This is a genomic window from Buchnera aphidicola (Chaitophorus sp. 3695) (assembly GCF_964058985.1).
GTDB classification, from domain to species: Bacteria; Pseudomonadota; Gammaproteobacteria; order Enterobacterales; family Enterobacteriaceae; genus Buchnera_J; species Buchnera_J aphidicola_BQ.
In genome coordinates, this window is sequence record NZ_OZ060379.1 from 65,199 (window position 1) to 85,637 (window position 20,439).

The window sequence follows — 20,439 nt, forward strand, 5'->3', positions numbered from 1 at the left end:
TTTATATGATAAGTTTTTATATTTAATAATAAATACTTAAGAGAATATGTATTTAAATTTTTTATAATTATTTAGTATATGATTTAATTTTTTTATATTTTATATTTATTAATATTTTTATTTCAGAATAAAGTTTTTTATTATTTTGACGCTTAATATATAAGATTATATTAATATTTTTGAAATAGATGATATTTTATATATTAATAAAAATATAGATTAATTTTATATATTTTAAAATAATCTTTTATAAAAAATAAATTAATATAATTAAAATTTTTTTATTTTATTTTTTTTAATTTTAATATATCATCTAATTTCTTAAATTTTTAAGTAAATAAAATATATACAATAAAAGTTATTAAAATTTTATTTTTTAATTTATTTTTAAATAAAAATTTTTTAATTATATAAAATATTTTATTTTATGTAAATATTTTTAAATAAAATTTTTATTTTTTAATTATATAAATTTATTTATAATACATTTTAATTAATTTAATTTGTGGAATTTAAATTTTTTATTAATTTGGAGAATTATTAATGTAATTTTTTATTTATTATTTTTAAACATATTTTGTAAAATTTTTTTTAGATAATTTTTTGTAAAATAGTATAAAAATATATAGTATTTTTATACTAATTTAAATGTTTAAAAATATATTTATCTTAACTTAAATTCTGTATATAAAGTTCTTTTACGTGCAATTGGATCATATTTTATTAATTTTAATTTTTGTGTAGTGTTTCTTTTATTTTTTGTGGTTGTATAATAATGTCCAGTTTTTAAAGATGAAAGTAATTTAATTTTGATTCTAGAACTTTTAGCCATTTGTGTGTTCCTATTTTTTATTTAATTTTTTTAAAAAATATTCTATACTTTTTTTGTTAATTAATCGAATTGCTTGTGTAGATACTTTAAGTTTAATAAATCTTTTTTGGGATTTTATCCAAAACTTATGATTTTTTAAATTAATATTAAACTTTCTTTTAGTAGTATTTAAAGCATATGATCTTTTATGACCAAAAATAGCTTTTTTTTTAGTAATTTGACAAATTTTAGACATATTAAAATATTTACCTATATATTTAAATAATTTAGTTTTAAATTTTTAATTTTTTAGACAATTTTATATTTTTTTAGATAAAATATATTTTGAAAATTTTTTTTATTTTTTATTTTTTTTGTATCTTCGAACAGATTTTATAATTTCTTTATATGTATAATTTTTATCTTTCCATCCTAATATTTTTGTCCATTTATTTTTTTCTAATTTTTTATAATATTTAAAAAAATGCTCTATTTGATGTAATATAGATGGAGATATATCATAAATATTTTTGATATGATTATATATATTACATATTTTTTTTATTGGTATACAGATCACTTTATAATCTTTTCCAGATTCATCTTCCATATTTAATATTCCGATAGGTTTACATGCGATAATTGAATAAGGAAGTAATGGATAAGGTGTAATTACTAAAGCATCTAAAGGATCTCCATCTAATGATAACGTTTTATTAATAAAACCATAATTACAAGGATAAAACATAGAGGTAGGAATAATTCTATCTACCATTAATAATTGATTAGTTTTATTAATTTCATATTTGATTGGTTTAGAACCAGATGATATTTCAATAATAACGTATATTTCTTTTGGGATTTTTTTTCCAGTTTTTATTTTTTTTAGATTCATTTTTTATTATTAAATAATTTTATAGTTTTTAAAGAATTTTTTATATCATATGTTATGTATATTATTATAGCAATATTTAAAATTTGAATAAAAATATACTTTTTGATTGAAATATTAAAAATATAATAATTATTTTAAATAAATTATAAGTAGAGGTAAAAATGTATATTATAAAAGATATTTTAAATGAAGAAAAATTTTTAAAAAATATCATTTTAAAATCTTTATTAATAGTTCAGAGTCAAGTTGATGAAGCTTTTGTATTTATTAGAAAAAATTATGATATTAATACAGTTATAAGAAACGGACATAAAGAATATATAGAATTTCATGAAGATGTCTATTTTTCTATTACAGTTTATTCTAATTATCATAAAGGATCCGCTTCATCTACAAATTTAAATATTCAATCTATTAAAAATACTATTTCTACTGCAATTGAAATTTCTAAATATACATCTAAAGATATTTTTTCTAAACTTCCTAGTGTAAATTTAAAAACATATCAAGTATTAGATTTAGATTTGTTTCATCCATCTAATATAAGTTTAAAAGAAAGTTTAAAAATGGCATATTTAACAGAAAAATATACTTTAGATTTTGATAAAAAAATTATAAATTCTGAAGGTGGATGTTTTTATAGTGGAAATACAATTATTGCTTTTGGAAATACTAAAGGTCTTATTCAAACATATAAATCTAGTAAACATTCTTTATCTATTTGCGTTATAGCAAAAAACGATCAATCAAATACAAAAGAAAGAGATTATTATTATTCTATTTCAAGAAAATTAGATGATTTAGAATCTCCTCAATCTATAAGTCAAAAATGTGCAAAAAAAGTTTTATTAAAATTAAATTCAAAAAAAATTTTAACTCAACGTTGTTCTGTTATTTTAACTTCTGATATGGCTGTAAGTTTATTTAATCATTTTGCAAAATCTATTTTTGGGTATCAAGTGTATAAAAAATCTACTTTTTTATTAAATAGATTAGGAAAGTTAATTTTTCCAAAATGGTTAAGTATTTTTGAAAATCCTCATATTAAAAGAGGAATTGCTTCATCTCCATTTGATTGTGAAGGAACTTTAACGATTCCACGTTTTATTGTTAAAAATGGATTTTTAAAAACATGGTTATTAGATTCCTATTCAGCCAGAAAATTAAATTTAAAAAATACAGGTCATTTAGGAGGAATTTATAATTGGATATTTTTACAGAAAAATAATATTTCTTTTAAGAATTTATTAAATAAAATGAATACAGGTTTAGTAATAACAGATTTAATGGGAGATGGAGTAAATATTGTTAATGGAGATTATTCTAGAGGAGCTTCAGGATATTTTATAGAAAATGGATTATTTAAATATTCAGTAAAAGAAATTACAATTTCTGGAAATTTATATGATATATATAAAAGAATTGTTGCTATGAGTAATGATTATGATATTAGACAAAATATACAATGTGGTTCAATTTTTATTTCTAAAATGATTATTTCTGGACAATAAATGTTATTTTAAATTTTATAAAATAAAACTATAACATATGATTTTTAAATTGTTTTATAAAATGATGAAGTTGACCTATAAGCCGGATTCTGTATTAGACAATCATTAATCTTGACTAAAAATTGCTTTTTAGTTCTATCGGCTTACCCAGGTTTGCAAAGTATGGACCATACATAAATAACCTATATTTAGCCTTTCTCCAAGCGGAGTTTACCTAATTGTCTATATATTGTTACCAATATATACGGTGTGCTTTTACCACGCCTTTTCACCCTTACCTAAAATATTTTATAGGCGGTTATTTTCTGTGGCACTATTCGTAGATTTTCATCTCCCAGATGTTATCTGGCGCTTTGTCCTAATGGAGCCCGGACTTTCCTCTCTTTTATTTTAAGAATATATAAATAATTTTTTAAGAGCGATTGTCTGGTCAACTTCAATATAAATTTTATAATATTTTTTTTAATCTGTCATTATTTTATTTTATCAATAAGATATTTATATATATAGTTTTTTTTTATGTTATAAATTTTAGAAATTATTACAGCAATTTTGTTTTTTGGTAAAAATAATTTTAAAACAGATATTGTATATTGAATTTTTTTTGAAATTATTTTTTTTTTTTTATTTTTATAACCTGATAAAATTAAAACTATTTCACCTTTACAGATTGATTGATTATTTTTATACTTATAAAGTATATTTTCGACTGTATCAAATATAATTGATTCCCAGGATTTAGTTAGTTCTCTAGCTAATACAATCTTTTTTTTTTTTCCAAATTCTTCTATTATATTTTGTAAACTATGTATAATTCTATGAGGAGCTTCATAAAAAATTATTGTTCTTTTTTCATATTTTAATAAATTTAATGCTTTTTTTCTTTGAATTTCTTTTGATGGTAAAAATCCTTCAAAACAGAATTTATTAGAAGGAATTCCAGATGCACTTAAAGCAGTAATAGCTGCACAAGCTCCAGGTAATGGAATGATTTTTATTTTTTTTTTATGACATTCTCTAATTAAATGAAATCCTGGATCATTAATAGTTGGAGTTCCAGCATCTGATACCAATGCAATATTTTTTTTTTTTTTAATTTTATGAAATATTATTTTGGTATTTTGAATTTCATTATGTTGATGAAAAGATATAATTGGTTTGTTAATATTAAATTTATTTAAAATTTTTTTTATTTTATTATAATTTTCAGCTGCAATATAATCTATTTTTTGTAAAACTTGAACGGACCTATATGTTATATCATATATATTTCCTATAGGAGTAGGTATAATAAAAAGAGTCCCATATTTATTTATTTTCATATGTTTTCGTTAATATTTTTTTAAAAATTATATCATATCTATTTATATTAATTTTATTTTTATAAAAAAATATAAGGTTTATATGAAAAGAGTAGTAGTAACTGGAATAGGATTAATATCTAGTATAGGAAATACTAAAGTTGAAGTCTTACAATCTTTAAAAAAAGGCTTACCTGGAATTTTTTTTTCAAATGAAATGAAAAAAGTAGGTATGAAAAGTCATGTTTGGGGAAAAATATTTTTAAATTTTAGAAAATATACTCAAAATAAATTTTTAAAATATATGAATACAGAAACTTTTTATTCCTATTTAGCTATGCAAGATGCTATTAAGGATTCTTTTTTAAAAAGATCTGAATATCAAAGAAATAAAAAAGTAGGAATTATAACTGGTAGTGGATTTTGTTCTTCTAGAAATGATTTTTTAGACTTAAATTTAAGAAGAAAATTACATATTAAAAGTATTTGTGATAATTTAGATCATGTTAGTATATATACTGTATTTAAAATTATGAATTCTACTATTTCAGCTTGTTTATCTACTTTTTTTAAAATTTATGGAATCAGTTATTCTATTAGTTCAGCTTGCGCCACTTCTGCTAATTGTATTGGAAATGCTTATGAATTAATTAAATCTGGACAGCAAGATATTATATTTGCAGGAGGTGCAGAAGCATTAACTTTAGAAACAGCATGTTATTTTGATAAAATTAATGTTTTATCAAAAAATTTTAATAATAACCCTAAAAAATCGTCCAGAGTCTATGATTTAAATCGTGATGGATTTGTGATATCAGAAGGTAGCGGTATAATAGTTCTTGAAGAATTAAATTCTGCTTTATTAAGAAATGCACATATATATGGAGAAATTATATCTTATAGTTCGAATTCCAACGGATGTAGTTTATTTATACCATCAAAAAAAGGTATAGAAAGATGTATAAAATCAGCTATAAAAAAAATACAACAACCTATAGAATGTATTAATGTTCATGCGACTTCAACAAAAATTGGTGATATTAAGGAAATTAATGCAATAAAAAATGTTTTTCAAGATCGACATGTTCCATGTGTTTCTTCTACAAAATCAATGACAGGACATTCTCTAGGTGCATCAGGAGTACACGAAATAATTTTTCTTTTATTAATGTTAGAAAATAATTTTATAGCTCCGAGTATTAATATTCAAACATTAGATCCACAAATTAAAGATATAAAAATTATTACTCGTTATAAAAAAATTAAATTAAATATAGTTATGTCTAATAGTTTTGGTTTTGGTGGAGTAAATACAGCAATAATATTTAAAAAATTTTATAAATAAAAATATTTATAATAAATTTATTAAAATCATAATACATAAATATATTTTATTTATTCATATACGGTGATTATAAATGAATCAATTAGAACAGTTAAAAAAATATACAAAAATTGTTATTGATAGCGGAGATATTGAAAATATTGAAAAATATACTCCATATGATGCAACTACTAATCCTTCTTTAGTATTAAAAGCTATACAAATGCAAAAATATCAATATTTATTACAAGAATCTATTAATTATGCTAAAAAAAAAGGAGGAAAGAAAAATAAAATAGTTACTAATGCTACTGATAGAATTATTGTAAGCATAGGAGCAGAAATATTAAAAAAAATACCTGGAGTTGTATCTAGTGAAGTAGATTCACGTTTATCTTTTAATACGGAAAAAAGCATAAAAAAAGCAAAAAAACTAATTTCAATGTATGAACAAGAATTTGGACTTAATCGATCTAGAATTTTAATTAAACTCGCAGCTACTTGGGAATGTATACAAGCTGCAAAAGAATTAGAAAAAGAAAATATTCATTGTAATTTGACTTTATTATTTTCTTTTGCACAAGCTCGTGCATGTGCAGAATCTCAAGTATTTTTAATTTCACCTTTTGTTGGAAGAATTTCTGATTGGTATAATATAAATTATTCTAGCTCTCAATATCAATCATCTTTAGATCCAGGTGTTCAATCTGTAAAAAAAATTTATAAATATTATAAAAAATATTCTTATAAAACTATTATTATGGGAGCTAGTTTTAGAAATATTAAACAAGTGTTATCTTTATCAGGATGTGATTGTTTAACTATATCTCCAGAATTATTATCAGTTTTACAATCTAAAGATACGTTAATTCAAAAAAAATTAATCATTCCAAATAAAATTTGTTCTACTCCTATTCATACATTATCTCATTCTGATTTTCTTTGGTTACATAACCAAGATCCGATGGCTGTAGAAAAATTATCTCAAGGTATACGTCAATTTGGAACAGATCAATATTTACTCGAAGAAATTGTTATTAAAAATATGTAATGTTTTATTTAATTATTTTTAAAAATTGTATATTAGGAGTAAAAAGTGTTTTCTAAAAAATATTTATCTAACGCTATTCGAGCTATTAGTATAGATGCTGTACAAAGAGCAAAATCTGGGCATCCAGGTATGCCAATGGGTATGGCTGATATTGCAGACATATTATGGAGGTTTTTTTTTAAACATAATCCTAACAATCCATTATGGGATAATAGAGATCGATTTATTCTGTCTAATGGACATGGTTCGATTTTACTTTATAGTTTATTACATTTAACTGGATATAAATTAAGTATATCTGATTTAAAAAATTTTCGTCAATTAGGTTCTAAAACTCCTGGTCATCCAGAAATTGGTTATACTCCAGGTATAGAGACTACTACTGGTCCTTTAGGACAAGGTTTATCTACAGCAATAGGAATGGCTATATCTGAGCGTTTATTAAGATTTCATTTTAATCGTCCTAAATTTAAAATTATAGATCATTATACTTGGGTATTTGCTGGAGATGGTTGTTTAATGGAAGGAATATCGCATGAAGCGTGTTCTTTAGCTGGAACTTTGTGTTTAGAAAAATTAATTTTACTATATGATAAAAATAATATTTCTATAGATGGAAAGACAGATTCTTGGTTTTCTGATGATACAAAAAAAAGATTTCAAGCTTATAATTGGTATGTAATTAATAATGTTAATGGACATAATTCGGAAGAAATTTTTGAAGCTATTAAACATGCAAAAACTATAAAGAATCAACCTGTGATTATAATTTTTAATACTATTATTGGATTTGGTTCACCTAATAAAGCTAATACGTCTGATGTACATGGTGCACCTTTAGGTGAAGAAGAAATAATTTTATGTAAAAAAAAATTAAATTGGAAATATAAACCATTTGAAATACCAGATTTTATTTATAAAGAATGGGATGCTACTAAAAAAGGAAAAAAATTAGAAGATAAATGGAATAAATTATTTTTTAAATATTCAAAAAAATATCCTGAATTAGCAAAAGAATATTTACGTCGTATACATAAGAAATTACCAAAAAATTGGATAAAAATTAATAAAGATTTAATAAATTCTTTAAAAAATTCTACACAATCTTTATCTACTCGACAAGCATCTCAAAATATTATTGAATATTTAGGTAAATATCTTCCTGAATTAATTGGTGGATCAGCTGATTTATCTCCTAGTAATTTAACTAAATGGTCAGGTTCTAAATCTATTAATAAACATTTTTATGGTAATTACATTCATTATGGTGTAAGAGAATTTGGAATGACATCTATAGCAAATGGAATTTCTCAACATTCTGGATTTATTCCTTATACAGCTACTTTTTTAATGTTTTTAGAATATTCTAAAAATGCAGTTCGAATGGCAGCTTTAATGAAAACTAGACAAATTTTAATATATACTCATGATTCAATTGGATTAGGTGAAGATGGTCCTACTCATCAACCTATTGAGCAAATTTCTAGTTTACGTTTAACTCCAAATGTAAGTGTATGGAGGCCATCTGATATTATAGAAACGGCTTTTGCTTGGAAATATGCCATAGAGAATCAGACAGGACCTACTGCCTTAATTTTGTCTAGACAAAATTTATCTTTTAATAAAAGAACTGATATACAAATTAAAAATATTAATCGTGGAGGGTATATATTAAAAAATAGTTCTCAAGATTTAGATATAATTTTAATTTCTACAGGATCAGAAATAGAATTAACTATGAATGTTAGTAAAAAATTAGTAAATTTAGGTTACTCTGTGAGAGTCGTTTCTATGCCTTCTACAGATGTATTTGATAAGCAAGAAATATCTTATAGAAAACATGTTTTACCAGATAATATTACTAATAGAATTGCGATTGAAGCTGGAATTCCAGATTATTGGTACAAATATGTTGGATTAAAGGGAAAAATTATAGGAATTAATACTTTTGGAGAATCAGCTCCTGCGAATGATTTATTTAAAAAATTTGGATTTACTGTAAAAAATATTGTTCATAAAGCTTTAAAATTAATAAAAAAATCATAATACACATGTTTAAAATATTTTTATTGATTTGATAATTTGGGATATTTTTATGTTAGAAGATGTTCTTTATTTAAGTAAAAAGTTAATTAAATTACCTTCTATTAGTCCTTTAGATTTAGGTTGTCAAAAAATTCTTTCTAAAAGATTACAAAAAATTGGTTTTTTTATAGAAAATATTAAAATTAATAATACAAATAATTTATGGGCTTATAAAGGACAAGGAGGTAAAACATTAACTTTTTTAGGTCATACAGATGTAGTTCCACCTGGAAATATTAATGATTGGAAAACAGATCCTTTTTATCCAATTATTAAAGATAATTTTTTATTTGGACGAGGATCTGCAGATATGAAGTGTTCCCTATCTGCTATGATCGTTGCTACAGAATCATTTTTAAAAAATTTTACGAATTTTAATGGAAGAATATCTTTTTTAATTACTTCAGATGAAGAATCATTTGGACATGATGGTACCAAAAAGATAATAAAAATTTTAAAAAATAGAAATGAGAAAATAGATTATTGTTTAGTTGGAGAACCTACTAGTGATGTACATGTCGGAGATGTAATTAAAAATGGGAGAAGAGGTTCAATTAGTGCTAAAATAATTTTTTATGGTGTACAAGGACATATAGCTTATCCTCATTTAGCAACTAATCCAATTCATAATTCTTTATATGCAATTAAAAATTTTGTGAATTTAAAATTAGATTTAGGAAATAATTTTTTTCAACCTAGTAGTTTACAAATTTTTTATATATCATCAGGAAATAAAAATATTACAAATATGATTCCTGGATCAATGAAAGTTGGATTAAATATAAGATATAGTACAGAAATTTCGAAAGAAATAATTGTTATGAAAATAAAGAAAATTTTAGATAAATGCAGTTTAAAATATGAAATAAATTGGATTTTTTCAGGTAAACCTTTTATTACGAATTCAGGATTTTTATTAGAGACTGTACAAAAATCTATTTTTCAAGTTAATAAATTTTTTCCAAAATTATCTACTTCAGGAGGTACTTCTGATGGAAGATTTTTAACTTGTATGAATTCTGAAATTATAGAACTAGGATTAGTGAATAAGACCATACATAAAGCTAATGAATGTGTAAATATTAATGATTTATATAAATTAAGTAAAATATATATAAATATTTTAAAAAATTTATTTATTTAAAATTTTATATTTTGAACTTTATAAAGTTATAGACATTCAAATAAAACAATATAAATTTGTATTGAAATATATTTCTTTAGAAATATATTTCAATTTTATTTTATATAAATATTATATTTTAAAATAAAATAAAATGATTATATTTTTTTTTCATAATGGATAGTGGATTTTTTTTTAATTCATTTAATATAATTTTTTTTAATTTTTTTTTTGGTTGTATCATAGGTAATCTTAATATACTATTTTTAATTAAACCAATTTTTTTAGCAGCCCATTTAATTGGTATTGGATTTGATTCTAAAAATAAAATTTTATTTAAATTAATTAATCTTTTATTAATTTTTCTTGCTTTAGAAAATTTTTTGTTCAAAGCTAATTGACATATTTTAGAAATTTCTTTAGCTGCTATATTAGATGTTACTGAAATAACTCCATGCCCTCCTAATTGTATAAAATCTAATGCAGTGGAATCATCTCCGCTCAGAATAATAAATTTTGAATCTACTAAAGATTTTATTTGATTTACACGAGATAAATTTCCACTAGCTTCTTTTACTCCAATAATATTTTTTAATTTAGATAATTTATATATAGTTTTAGGTAATAAATCACAACCTGTTCTAGATGGTACATTATATAATATTTGAGGAATAGATGTATGTTCTGAGATTTTTTTAAAGTGTTGATATAATCCTTCTTGTGAAGGTTTATTATAATATGGTGTGACGCTCAAACATGCAGATATACCGCTATTTTCAAATTTTTTTGTTAATATAATTGCTTCTTTTGTAGAATTAGCTCCAGTTCCTGCAATAATAGGAATTCTATTATCGGCAATTTTTAAAGTCAATAATACTAATTTAATATGTTCTTTTTTAGTTAAAGTTGAAGATTCACCAGTAGTTCCTACAGATACAATAGCTTTAGTTCGATTATATATATGATAATTAATAATATTTTTTAAACTATCTATACAAATGTTTCCTTTTTTATTCATTGGAGTGATTAATGCAACGATATTTCCTTTAAACATTTTCTTCACCATCAGTATAATTGTATATTTTTTGGTTTAAAAAAAATATATAAAAATTAAAGTTTAATAAAATTATTTTTATAAAATATTTTTATTTAAATTTTAAATTAGAATTTTTAAAAATACTTTTAAAATATATTTTTTTATTTAAAAAATATTATTTTAAAATTATATGTTTATTTTGTTTAAAACATTGAGCTTTAAATCTAAGTATGTGATCCATGATTGTTATTGCAATCATAGATTCCATTATAGGAACAGCACGAATACCTACACATGGATCATGTCTTCCTTTAGTTACAACATTTATAGATTCATTATTGATATTAATACTTTTTGCTGGAATACGAATACTAGATGTAGGTTTAAAAGCACCCTTGACAATAATATCTTGTCCATTACTAATTCCTCCAATAATTCCTCCATCTCTATTACTTAAATAACCTTTATTATTCATTTCATCTCGATGTTCACTTCCTAATTTTTGAATTACATTAAATCCATCTCCTATTTCTACTCCTTTAACTGCATTAATACTCATAACAGAATGCGCAATTTCTGCATCTAATTTATCAAATACAGGCTCTCCTAATCCTATTGGGACATTTTTAATAATAGTAGTAATTTCAGCTCCTATTGAATTTCCATTTTTTTTAATAGTACGTATTAATTTATCAATTTTAATAATTTTTGTTTGATCTGGACAAAAAAAATCATTTTTTTCAATTTCTTTAAAAGATTTCAACGTACATTTAATATTTCCAATTTGAGATAAATATCCTTGTATGCATATTCCATAATTTTCTTTTAGGTATTTTTTTGCTATTGCTCCAGCTGCTACTCTCATTGCTGTTTCTCTGGCAGACGATCTTCCTCCTCCTCGATAATCTCTAATTCCATATTTTTTTTGATAAGTAAAATCAGCATGTCCTGGACGGAAAGAATCTTTTATATTTTGATAATCTTTTGATCTATGATCTGTATTTTTTATTATTAATCCAATACTTGTACCTGTAGTTCTTTTTTTAAAAACTCCAGATAATATTTTTACAATATCAAGTTCTCTACGTTGTGTAGTATATTTAGATTGACCAGGTCTTCTTCTATTCAATTCTTTTTGTATATCTGATTTAGATATTTTTAAACCTGGAGGTGTTCCATCAATTATACATCCTATAGAATGACCATGAGATTCTCCAAAAGTAGTTACTGTAAATAATTTTCCTATAGTATTTCCAGACATAATTTACCTTTTTTAAATAGATTTATTTTATAAATAATTTATTTTAATAAAATTTGAAAATATAAATTTGATAAGTTATTATTATAAAATAATTTTATAAATAAAATTTTATGTTTTCAATATTTCATAAATAAAATTTTTAATAAAAATTTCTTTATATTTTCATTGTATGTAATTTTTTTATATATAAATAATATTATAACGTAATATTGTGGTAGTAAGAAAATGAGTAAACAAAATTTTTTAAAATTGAAAGATAAGTTTTTTTTTAGAAAATATTTTAAAGAAGCTAAAAAAATGATTCAGGATACTGTATATCATGTAAAAGATAATATATGTTTTATATCTCGTAAAAAAAGAAAAAAATATCAAGAACAATTGCACAGTAATTATTTTTCATGTTCTACTATAAAAAATAATTTTCATGAAGATCCACTTTATTATTGTAGAGATGATTTTAATAAAAAAAAATTAAAAAAATTACGAAAAGGATATTATATTCCTGAGGTTATTTTAGATGTACATGGATTTAATCAAGATCAAACTAAACAAGAATTAGGAAAATTAATATATTTTTGTATTCAAAAAAAAATTAATTGTATTAATATTATGCATGGATATGGAAGAAATATTTTAAAAAAACAAATTCCAATATGGCTTTCTAGGCATCCAAATGTAATGGCTTTTCATCAAGCTCCTAAAATACTTGGATATGATGCAGCAATTTTAGTTTTAATTGATTTTTTATGATGTAAATTTTTTACTTTTTTGTATATTTATATTAATTTTTTTATCAAATAAATTTTAAATATTTTTTAATTCAATATTAACAGTTTTTATTCATATTTGTTAGAATATTTCTTGTATAATATTTGATTAAAAAATATTTTATTAAAATTTTATTTTAATTATTTTATAATATTAAAAAAATATTATTAATAATTTTTTATAAAATTGAGGTTTGAATGTTAAAAAAAAATAGATTACGTATAGCTATGCAAAAATCTGGTCGTTTAAGTTATGATTCTAAAAAATTATTATTAAATTGTGGAATTAAAATTAATTTAGAGCAAAAAAAATTAATTTCGTTTTCTGAAAATATGCCAATTGATGTCATTCGTGTAAGAGATGATGACATTCCTGGATTAGTTATGAATCAAATTGTAGATTTAGGTATAGTAGGAGGAAATGTTTTAAAAGAGAACATATTAAGTAAAAAGTCTTTTAATACAAAAAACTTATATAAATTATTATTAAATTTAGATTTTGGAATTTGTAGACTGTCTTTAGCATGTCGTAAAAGTAGTGAATATGAAAATTTACAATCATTAAAAAATTTTACTATTGCTACTTCATATCCATATATTTTAAAAAAATATCTTAATACAAGACATATAAATTTTAGATCATTTACTTTAAAAGGATCTGTGGAAATTGCACCTAGAGTAGGATTATCAGATATGATATGTGATTTAGTTTCTACAGGAGCTACTTTAGAAGCAAATAATTTAAAAGAAGTTCATGTAATATATAAATCTAATGCGCAAATTATTTCTAGAAAAGGAAATATTTCTACTCTTAAAAAAGAATTAATTCATAAATTAATTACCCGTATTCAAGGTGTTATGCAAGCTAGAGAATCAAAATATATTATGTTACATGCGCCTACTTCTAAGTTAAATCAAGTTATGTCTTTATTAAATGGAATTGAAAATCCTACTATATCTAAATTAGTAGGACATCCTAAAAAAGTAGTTTTACATATGGTTAGTAAAGAAAATCTTTTTTGGGAAACTATGGAAAATTTAAAAAAAGCAGGTGCAACTTCTATATTAGTTTTACCAATTGAAAAAATGATGGAATAAATTTAATATGAATAATTTAAAGGGTATGGTTTTTTGGAACGCTTTATCTAAAAAAGAAAAAAAAAAAATATTAAGTAGACCTATTTTTAATAAAAATAAAAAAATTAAAAAAAATGTCTCTAACATAATAAAAAATGTAATTTTAAAAAAAGATGATGCATTAAAAAAATATTCTTTATTATTTGATAAAGTAAAATTAAATAATATTAAAATTCCAATAGAACAAATTAATATAGCAAATCAAAAAATTGATAGAAATTTTAAAAAATGTATTAATCAAGCTATAAAAAATATTTATTCGTTTCATATTCAACAAAAACTAAATAATTTAAAGATTCAAACTATGCCTGGAATTATATGTGAACAATTAATACGACCAATCGATTCTGTTGGTTTATATATCCCTGGTGGTATATCTCCTCTTTTTTCTACTTTTTTAATGTTAATTATACCTGCTAAAATTGCAGGATGTAAAAAAATTTTTGTATGTTCTCCTGCTCCTGTATCAGAAAAAATACTATATATTGCTAAGTTATTTCAAATATATAATATATATCAAGTAGGAGGAGCTCATGCAATATCAGCTTTAGCTTTTGGTACTCAAAGTATTCCAAAAGTAGATAAGATATTTGGTCCTGGAAATGAATATGTGACTGAAGCTAAACGTCAATTAAGTTTATTTTCTCAAACAGTTTCTATAGATATGTTAGCAGGACCATCTGAATTATTAATTATTGCTGATTCAAATTCAAATAGTGATTTTATAGCATCTGATTTATTATCTCAAATGGAACATGGAAATAAATCACAAGTGATTTTATTAACAGATTCAGAGAAAATAGCGTGTTTAGTAATAAAAAAACTATATATTCAAATAAATACTTTTAAAAATTCTATATGTATAAAGAAATTTTTTAAAAAAAGTTGTATTATAGTTGCAAAAAATATTAAAGAATGCATTAAAATTTCTAATCAATATGCTCCAGAGCATTTAATTATTCAAACACGATATCCACGTGATGTTTTAAAGAAAATTAAAAATGCCGGTTCAATTTTTTTAGGATCATGGTCACCTGAATCTGCTGGAGATTATGCTTCTGGAACAAATCATGTTTTACCTACTTATGGATTGTCTAAAAGTTGTTCTGGTATTAGTGTATCTGATTTTTTAAAGAAAATTAGTGTACAAGAGTTAACTCAAGATGGTTTTTTAAAACTATCACCAATATTACAAAAATTATCTTTAGAAGAAAATATGTTAGCTCATAAGAATGCTGTAGAAATTAGGTTATCTGCATTAAGGAATATAAAAAAATGATTGATATTAATAAATTTACTCGCAAGAATATTAAAAAATTAATACCATATCAATCCGCTCGAAGAATTAAAGACAATGGAGATATTTGGCTAAATGCAAATGAATTACCTTTTGTACAAAAAAAAACTTTTTTATTTAATAATTTAAATAGATATCCTGATAAAGAATATAAAGTATTATTACAATCTTATTCTCAATATATAAAAATTAGTTATAAAAATATTTTAGCAACACGAGGTTCTGATGAAGCTATTGAGTTATTGATTAAAGCTTTTTGTGAACCAAAAAAAGATTATATTATGATTTTTCCTCCTACATATGATATGTATAAAGTATATGCAAATATATTAAATGTTAAAGTTATTTCGATTTTACAATTAAAAAATTTTCAGATAGATTTAATAAATTTAAAAAAATTGATACAGAAAGTTAAATTAATTTATATTTGTAATCCAAATAATCCTACTTCTACTTTAATTAATCGTACAGATATTATAGAAATTTTAAAGTTTACTAAAAATAAATGTTTAGTTGTAATTGATGAAGCTTATATAGAGTTTTGTTTACAACAAACTGCAATAGATTTAATGTATAAGTTTGATCATTTAATTATTTTAAGAACATTATCTAAAGCGTTTGGATTGGCTAGTATTAGATGTGGTTTTATTATTGCACATATTAACATCATTAATGTTATAAAAAAAATAATTGCGCCTTATCCTTTATCTACTCCTACTTTACAGATAGCGCAATCTTTTCTTGTTAAAAGTAATCTTATCATTTTACAAAAAAATATTTTAGAATTAAATAAAAATAAGAAAATTTTAATTCAAGAATTAAAAAAATTACCTTATATAGAAAAAATTTTTCCGAGTTCAACAAATTTCATTTTAGTATGTTTTAATTCTTCTAATAAAGTTTTTGTACAATTATTAAAACATAAGATTGTAACACGAGATCAAAATTTTAAAGTTTTATTAAAAAATTGTATTAGAATTTCAGTAGGAACATATAAAGAATGTATGAATTTAATAAATATTTTTAAAGTGATTCAAATTAAATAATTAAACTTAATAAATAAGAGAATATTGTAATGAATAAAAAATTTATATTTCTTGATAGAGATGGAACTTTAATTAAAGAACCTAAATTTAATTATCAAATTGATACTTTAAAAAAATTTGAATTTGAACCTAATGTAATTTCTGTTTTATTAAAATTAAGTAAATTAAATTATAAATTTATTATGATTACAAATCAAGATGGATTAGGAAAATCTTTTTCCATAAACAATTTTTATTTATATCATAATTTAATGCTTTCAATTTTTTCCTCTCAAGGAATTTTTTTTAGTGATATATTGATCTGTCCTCATTTGCCTCAAGATAATTGTATATGTCGTAAACCAAAATTTTCTTTATTACATAAATGGATTTTTAATAAAAAAAAAAATTTTATGAAAAAATGTTTTGTAATAGGTGATCGTGAATCTGATATGAAATTAGCAAAAAATATTGGAGCAAAGGGTTTAAAATATGGAAAAAATTATTTAAGTTGGAAAGATATTTATAATAAAATTGTATATAAAAATAGATTTTTTTGTATACATAGGAAAACTCTTGAAACTGATATTTATATTAAAACATTTTTAGATAAAACAAAAAAAAGTTTTATTCATACAGGAATATTTTTTTTTGATCATATGTTAGAACAAATTTCTATACATTCAAATATTTTTTTTTATATTAATGCTCAAGGTGATATTAATATTGATGATCATCATGTAGTTGAAGATGTTGGTATTGTTTTAGGACAATGTTTATCTAAATCTTTAATTAATAAAAAAGGAATTAATAGATATGGATTTACATTACCTATGGATGAAAGTATTGCTTCATGTGTTTTAGATATTTCTAATAGACCATATTTAAATTTTAAAGCAAATTTTAAATATCAGAAAGTAGGGGATTTGAGTACTGAAATGATTTATCATTTTTTTTATTCTTTAGTGTATTCTATGAATATTACTTTACATTTAAAATCTAAAGGATCTAATGATCATCATTGTGCTGAAAGTTTATTTAAATCTTTTGGAAAAGCATTAGGACAAGCTATTCAAATAAATGGACTAAATATACCTAGTTCTAAAGGTGTTTTATAATGAATATTGTTATTTTAGATCCTGGATTTTCTAATTTATCTTCTATTTATTGGGCAATAAAAAGACTTAAATATAATCCAATTATTAGTGATAATCCAGAAATAATTAGACATTCTGATAAATTGATTTTTCCTGGAATTGGTACACCATATGCTGTTATGAAAAATTTATCTAATAAAAAATTAATAGAAGTTATTCAAAGATATAAAAATCCTATTTTAGGAATTTGTTTAGGAATGCATTTATTTTTTCATTATAGTGAAGAAAGTAAAAATACATTAATGTTAAATATTTTTAACAAAAAATGTATTTATAAATTTAATAATCAAATTATTTTACCTCATATGGGATGGAATAAAGTTTATTTTAAAAAGAAACATCCATTATTTAAAAATATTTGTAATGGAGAATGGTTTTATTTTATTCATAATTATATTGCATTAATTAGTTCTATTACGATTGCAAAAACTTATTATGACTCTTTTTTTAGTTCTGCTGTACAAAAAGATAATTTTTTCGGAGTGCAATTTCATCCAGAAAAATCTGGTTTAAAAGGTATGCATTTATTAAAAAATTTTTTAGAGATTGATATTATATGATTATTCCATCTTTAGATTTTTATCAGGGAAAAATAGTACGTTTATATCAAGGTAATTATAATTTAAAAAAAATATATATACAAAATTATTATATATATATAAAAAAATGTATAAAAAATAAAATAAAAAATATACATATAGTTGATTTAGATGGAGCTGAGAATTTTAATAATAAACAAAATTTTTTATTAAAAGAAATTTTACAGATAAAAAATATTGATTTTCAAGTTGGAGGTGGTATTAGAAGTCGAAAAGATATTGAAAAACTATTTTCTTTAGGTGTAAAAAAAGTAGTAATTGGATCTGCTATTTTTGAAAAAAGAAATGAAGTAAAAAAATGGATTCAAGAATATGGGATAAATTCTATTGTTTTAGCTTTAGATGTTGTAGTAAAAAATAATTTTACTGAAGTTAAAATTTCAGGATGGAAAAAAAATACTAGACAAGATATAAATGATATTTTATATGATTTTTCTTCAACAGGAGTAAAAAATATATTATGTACTGATATTACAAAAGATGGAACTTTAAATGGTCCGAATATATCTTTATATCATAGTTTGGTTAAAAAATACCCTTATATTAATTTTCAATCATCTGGAGGAGTAAGTCGTTTACAAGATATTAAAGATCTTAAAAAAATTGGTATTAAGGATATAATTATTGGAAAAGCTTTTTTAGAAAATAAATTTACTATGACTGAGGCTGTACAATGTTGGCAAAAAGAATCATTCCTTGCTTAGATGTAAAAAATGGTTTAGTAGTTAAAGGTATTAAATTTAAGAATCATCGAATTGTAGGAAATATATTATCTTTAGCAAAAAGATATATTAAAGAAGGAGCTGATGAATTAGTTTTTTATGATATTTCTGCATCTGTACAAAAAAAATTAGTTAATAAAAATTGGATTTCTATGATTGCTGAAGTAATTAATATTCCATTTTGCGTAGCTGGAGGAATTAAAAATCTTCAAGATGCAAAAGAAATTTTTAATTATGGAGCGGATAAAATATCTATAAATTCTCATGCTATTAACAATCCTGCTTTAATTACTGAAATTGCAGATAAATTTGGAGTACAAGCTGTAGTTATTGGAATTGATTCTTATTTTCATAAAATAGAAAAAAAGTATTTTGTTCATCAATACACTGGAGATTCTAAATATGAAAAGAAAACAGTTTTAGAAACTTCTAAATGGGTAAAAGTTGTACAAAAATATGGTGCAGGAGAAATTGTTTTAAATTGTATGAATCAAGATGGAGTAAAAAATGGATATGATATTAAACAATTAAGAAAAATAAGAAAAATATGTAAAGTACCTTTAATTGCTTCTGGAGGAGCTGGACATATAAATCATTTTTATGATGTATTTAAATTTTCAGATGTAGATGGAGCTTTAGCAGCATCTATTTTTCATGAAAATATTGTTAATATAAATAAATTAAAAAATTTTTTGTCTAGAAAAAATATTGAGATTAGAAAATGCTAACTATTAATGAAATTTTAGATTTAAACTGGGATAAAGTAAATAAGTTAATGCCAATTATTGTACAAGATGTATTTTCTAATGAAATTTTAATGCATGGATATGCAAATAAAAAATCACTTTTAATTACATTACAAAAGAAGAAATTAACATTTTTTTCTCGAACTAAAAATCGTTTATGGACTAAAGGTGAAACTTCTAAAAACTATTTAAAAGTAATTGATATTATTCCTGATTGTGATCAAGATAGTTTATTAGCTTTAGTGCAAGCTAAAGGTCATACATGTCATTTAAATAATAAAAGTTGTTTTAAAAACAAAAAAAATATAAATGTTTCTTTTATTTTAGAATTAGAACGTATTCTAAAATATTATAAAAAAAATAATAATAATTCTTCATATACGAGTAATTTATATAAAAAAGGAATTAATAAAATTTCTCAAAAAGTTGGAGAAGAAGCTGTAGAATTAGTAATTTCCGCTATTAATAAAGATAAAACAAATATTCTCGAAGAATGTGCAGATTTAATATATCATATATTAGTTTTATTTAGTTATACTAATATACAATTTATTGATGTAATTAAAATTTTAAAAAAAAGAAACACATAAT

Annotated in this window: 20 protein-coding genes and 1 other RNA gene; 14 read left to right on the forward strand and 7 right to left on the reverse strand. The window is 21.9% G+C overall.

From position 1 onward, the window contains the following. Positions 1 to 664: 664 nt before the first annotated feature. From rpmG to ppa, 3 genes are all read right to left on the reverse strand, one after another. Positions 665 to 832: a 50S ribosomal protein L33 gene (gene rpmG, locus AB4W58_RS00305; RefSeq protein WP_367674105.1), complete on the reverse strand. Its 168-nt coding sequence runs from the start codon at positions 830 to 832 to the stop codon at positions 665 to 667. A 10-nt stretch (positions 833 to 842) separates the two neighbouring features. Beyond that, entirely contained in the window at positions 843 to 1,067 is a 225-nt protein-coding gene (rpmB, locus tag AB4W58_RS00310; protein WP_367674106.1) for a 50S ribosomal protein L28, read from the reverse strand. A gap of 102 nt (positions 1,068 to 1,169) precedes the next feature. Then, complete coding sequence (ppa, locus tag AB4W58_RS00315) at positions 1,170 to 1,706, reverse strand: inorganic diphosphatase (RefSeq protein WP_367674107.1); 537 nt, start codon at positions 1,704 to 1,706, stop codon at positions 1,170 to 1,172. A 161-nt stretch (positions 1,707 to 1,867) separates the two neighbouring features. On the opposite strand from ppa, the gene pmbA reads away from it, so the two are divergent. After that, positions 1,868 to 3,217 (forward strand): metalloprotease PmbA, encoded by a 1,350-nt coding sequence (pmbA, locus tag AB4W58_RS00320; RefSeq protein ID WP_367674108.1) that lies wholly within the window; start codon positions 1,868 to 1,870, stop codon positions 3,215 to 3,217. A 62-nt stretch (positions 3,218 to 3,279) separates the two neighbouring features. On the opposite strand, the gene rnpB is transcribed toward pmbA, so the two are convergent. Further along, an RNA gene (rnpB, locus tag AB4W58_RS00325) (RNase P RNA component class A) lies at positions 3,280 to 3,655 on the reverse strand. A gap of 35 nt (positions 3,656 to 3,690) precedes the next feature. After that, positions 3,691 to 4,539: a 16S rRNA (cytidine(1402)-2'-O)-methyltransferase gene (gene rsmI / locus AB4W58_RS00330; RefSeq protein WP_367674109.1), complete on the reverse strand. Its 849-nt coding sequence runs from the start codon at positions 4,537 to 4,539 to the stop codon at positions 3,691 to 3,693. Positions 4,540 to 4,621: 82 nt separating this feature from the next. Here rsmI and AB4W58_RS00335 point away from each other — a divergent pair, with 82 nt between their 5' ends. From AB4W58_RS00335 to dapE, 4 genes are all read left to right on the forward strand, one after another. Continuing rightward, positions 4,622 to 5,863 (forward strand): beta-ketoacyl synthase N-terminal-like domain-containing protein, encoded by a 1,242-nt coding sequence (locus AB4W58_RS00335; RefSeq protein ID WP_367674110.1) that lies wholly within the window; start codon positions 4,622 to 4,624, stop codon positions 5,861 to 5,863. Positions 5,864 to 5,936: 73 nt separating this feature from the next. Beyond that, the gene (gene tal, locus AB4W58_RS00340; protein WP_367674111.1) at positions 5,937 to 6,893 is read left to right on the forward strand and encodes a transaldolase; all 957 of its coding nucleotides are present in this window, start codon (positions 5,937 to 5,939) and stop codon (positions 6,891 to 6,893) included. Between the two features lie 45 nt (positions 6,894 to 6,938). Then, positions 6,939 to 8,939 (forward strand): transketolase, encoded by a 2,001-nt coding sequence (tkt, locus tag AB4W58_RS00345; RefSeq protein ID WP_367674112.1) that lies wholly within the window; start codon positions 6,939 to 6,941, stop codon positions 8,937 to 8,939. Between the two features lie 49 nt (positions 8,940 to 8,988). After that, on the forward strand, positions 8,989 to 10,122 hold the full coding sequence (gene dapE / locus AB4W58_RS00350; RefSeq protein WP_367674113.1) for a succinyl-diaminopimelate desuccinylase: 1,134 nt from the start codon (positions 8,989 to 8,991) through the stop codon (positions 10,120 to 10,122). Between the two features lie 118 nt (positions 10,123 to 10,240). On the opposite strand, the gene dapA is transcribed toward dapE, so the two are convergent. Continuing rightward, on the reverse strand, positions 10,241 to 11,155 hold the full coding sequence (gene dapA / locus AB4W58_RS00355; protein WP_367674114.1) for a 4-hydroxy-tetrahydrodipicolinate synthase: 915 nt from the start codon (positions 11,153 to 11,155) through the stop codon (positions 10,241 to 10,243). Positions 11,156 to 11,312: 157 nt separating this feature from the next. Beyond that, positions 11,313 to 12,398: a chorismate synthase gene (aroC, locus tag AB4W58_RS00360; protein ID WP_367674115.1), complete on the reverse strand. Its 1,086-nt coding sequence runs from the start codon at positions 12,396 to 12,398 to the stop codon at positions 11,313 to 11,315. Positions 12,399 to 12,623: 225 nt separating this feature from the next. Between aroC and smrB the strand changes: the two genes are divergently transcribed. From smrB to hisIE, 9 genes are all read left to right on the forward strand, one after another. Further along, positions 12,624 to 13,148: an endonuclease SmrB gene (smrB, locus tag AB4W58_RS00365; protein ID WP_367674116.1), complete on the forward strand. Its 525-nt coding sequence runs from the start codon at positions 12,624 to 12,626 to the stop codon at positions 13,146 to 13,148. Between the two features lie 215 nt (positions 13,149 to 13,363). Continuing rightward, complete coding sequence (gene hisG / locus AB4W58_RS00370; protein WP_367674117.1) at positions 13,364 to 14,263, forward strand: ATP phosphoribosyltransferase; 900 nt, start codon at positions 13,364 to 13,366, stop codon at positions 14,261 to 14,263. A gap of 7 nt (positions 14,264 to 14,270) precedes the next feature. Continuing rightward, positions 14,271 to 15,581: a histidinol dehydrogenase gene (gene hisD / locus AB4W58_RS00375; protein WP_367674118.1), complete on the forward strand. Its 1,311-nt coding sequence runs from the start codon at positions 14,271 to 14,273 to the stop codon at positions 15,579 to 15,581. Beyond that, positions 15,578 to 16,645, forward strand: coding sequence for a histidinol-phosphate transaminase (hisC, locus tag AB4W58_RS00380; protein ID WP_367674119.1), 1,068 nt, complete (start codon positions 15,578 to 15,580; stop codon positions 16,643 to 16,645). The genes hisD and hisC overlap by 4 nt, the downstream gene beginning before the upstream one ends. 29 nt (positions 16,646 to 16,674) lie before the next feature. Further along, positions 16,675 to 17,742 (forward strand): bifunctional histidinol-phosphatase/imidazoleglycerol-phosphate dehydratase HisB, encoded by a 1,068-nt coding sequence (gene hisB / locus AB4W58_RS00385; RefSeq protein ID WP_367674120.1) that lies wholly within the window; start codon positions 16,675 to 16,677, stop codon positions 17,740 to 17,742. Next, positions 17,742 to 18,341, forward strand: a complete 600-nt coding sequence (gene hisH, locus AB4W58_RS00390) for an imidazole glycerol phosphate synthase subunit HisH (RefSeq protein WP_367674121.1) — start codon at positions 17,742 to 17,744, stop codon at positions 18,339 to 18,341. Before hisB ends, hisH begins: the two co-directional genes overlap by 1 nt. Beyond that, positions 18,338 to 19,084 carry a 1-(5-phosphoribosyl)-5-[(5-phosphoribosylamino)methylideneamino]imidazole-4-carboxamide isomerase gene (hisA, locus tag AB4W58_RS00395; protein ID WP_367674122.1) on the forward strand — a complete coding sequence of 249 codons (747 nt, stop codon included), beginning with the start codon at positions 18,338 to 18,340 and terminating at the stop codon, positions 19,082 to 19,084. The genes hisH and hisA overlap by 4 nt, the downstream gene beginning before the upstream one ends. Further along, positions 19,054 to 19,830, forward strand: coding sequence for an imidazole glycerol phosphate synthase subunit HisF (gene hisF, locus AB4W58_RS00400; RefSeq protein WP_367674123.1), 777 nt, complete (start codon positions 19,054 to 19,056; stop codon positions 19,828 to 19,830). The genes hisA and hisF overlap by 31 nt, the downstream gene beginning before the upstream one ends. Next, on the forward strand, positions 19,824 to 20,438 hold the full coding sequence (hisIE, locus tag AB4W58_RS00405) for a bifunctional phosphoribosyl-AMP cyclohydrolase/phosphoribosyl-ATP diphosphatase HisIE (protein WP_367674124.1): 615 nt from the start codon (positions 19,824 to 19,826) through the stop codon (positions 20,436 to 20,438). The genes hisF and hisIE overlap by 7 nt, the downstream gene beginning before the upstream one ends. The last annotated feature ends 1 nt before the right edge of the window (position 20,439 follow it).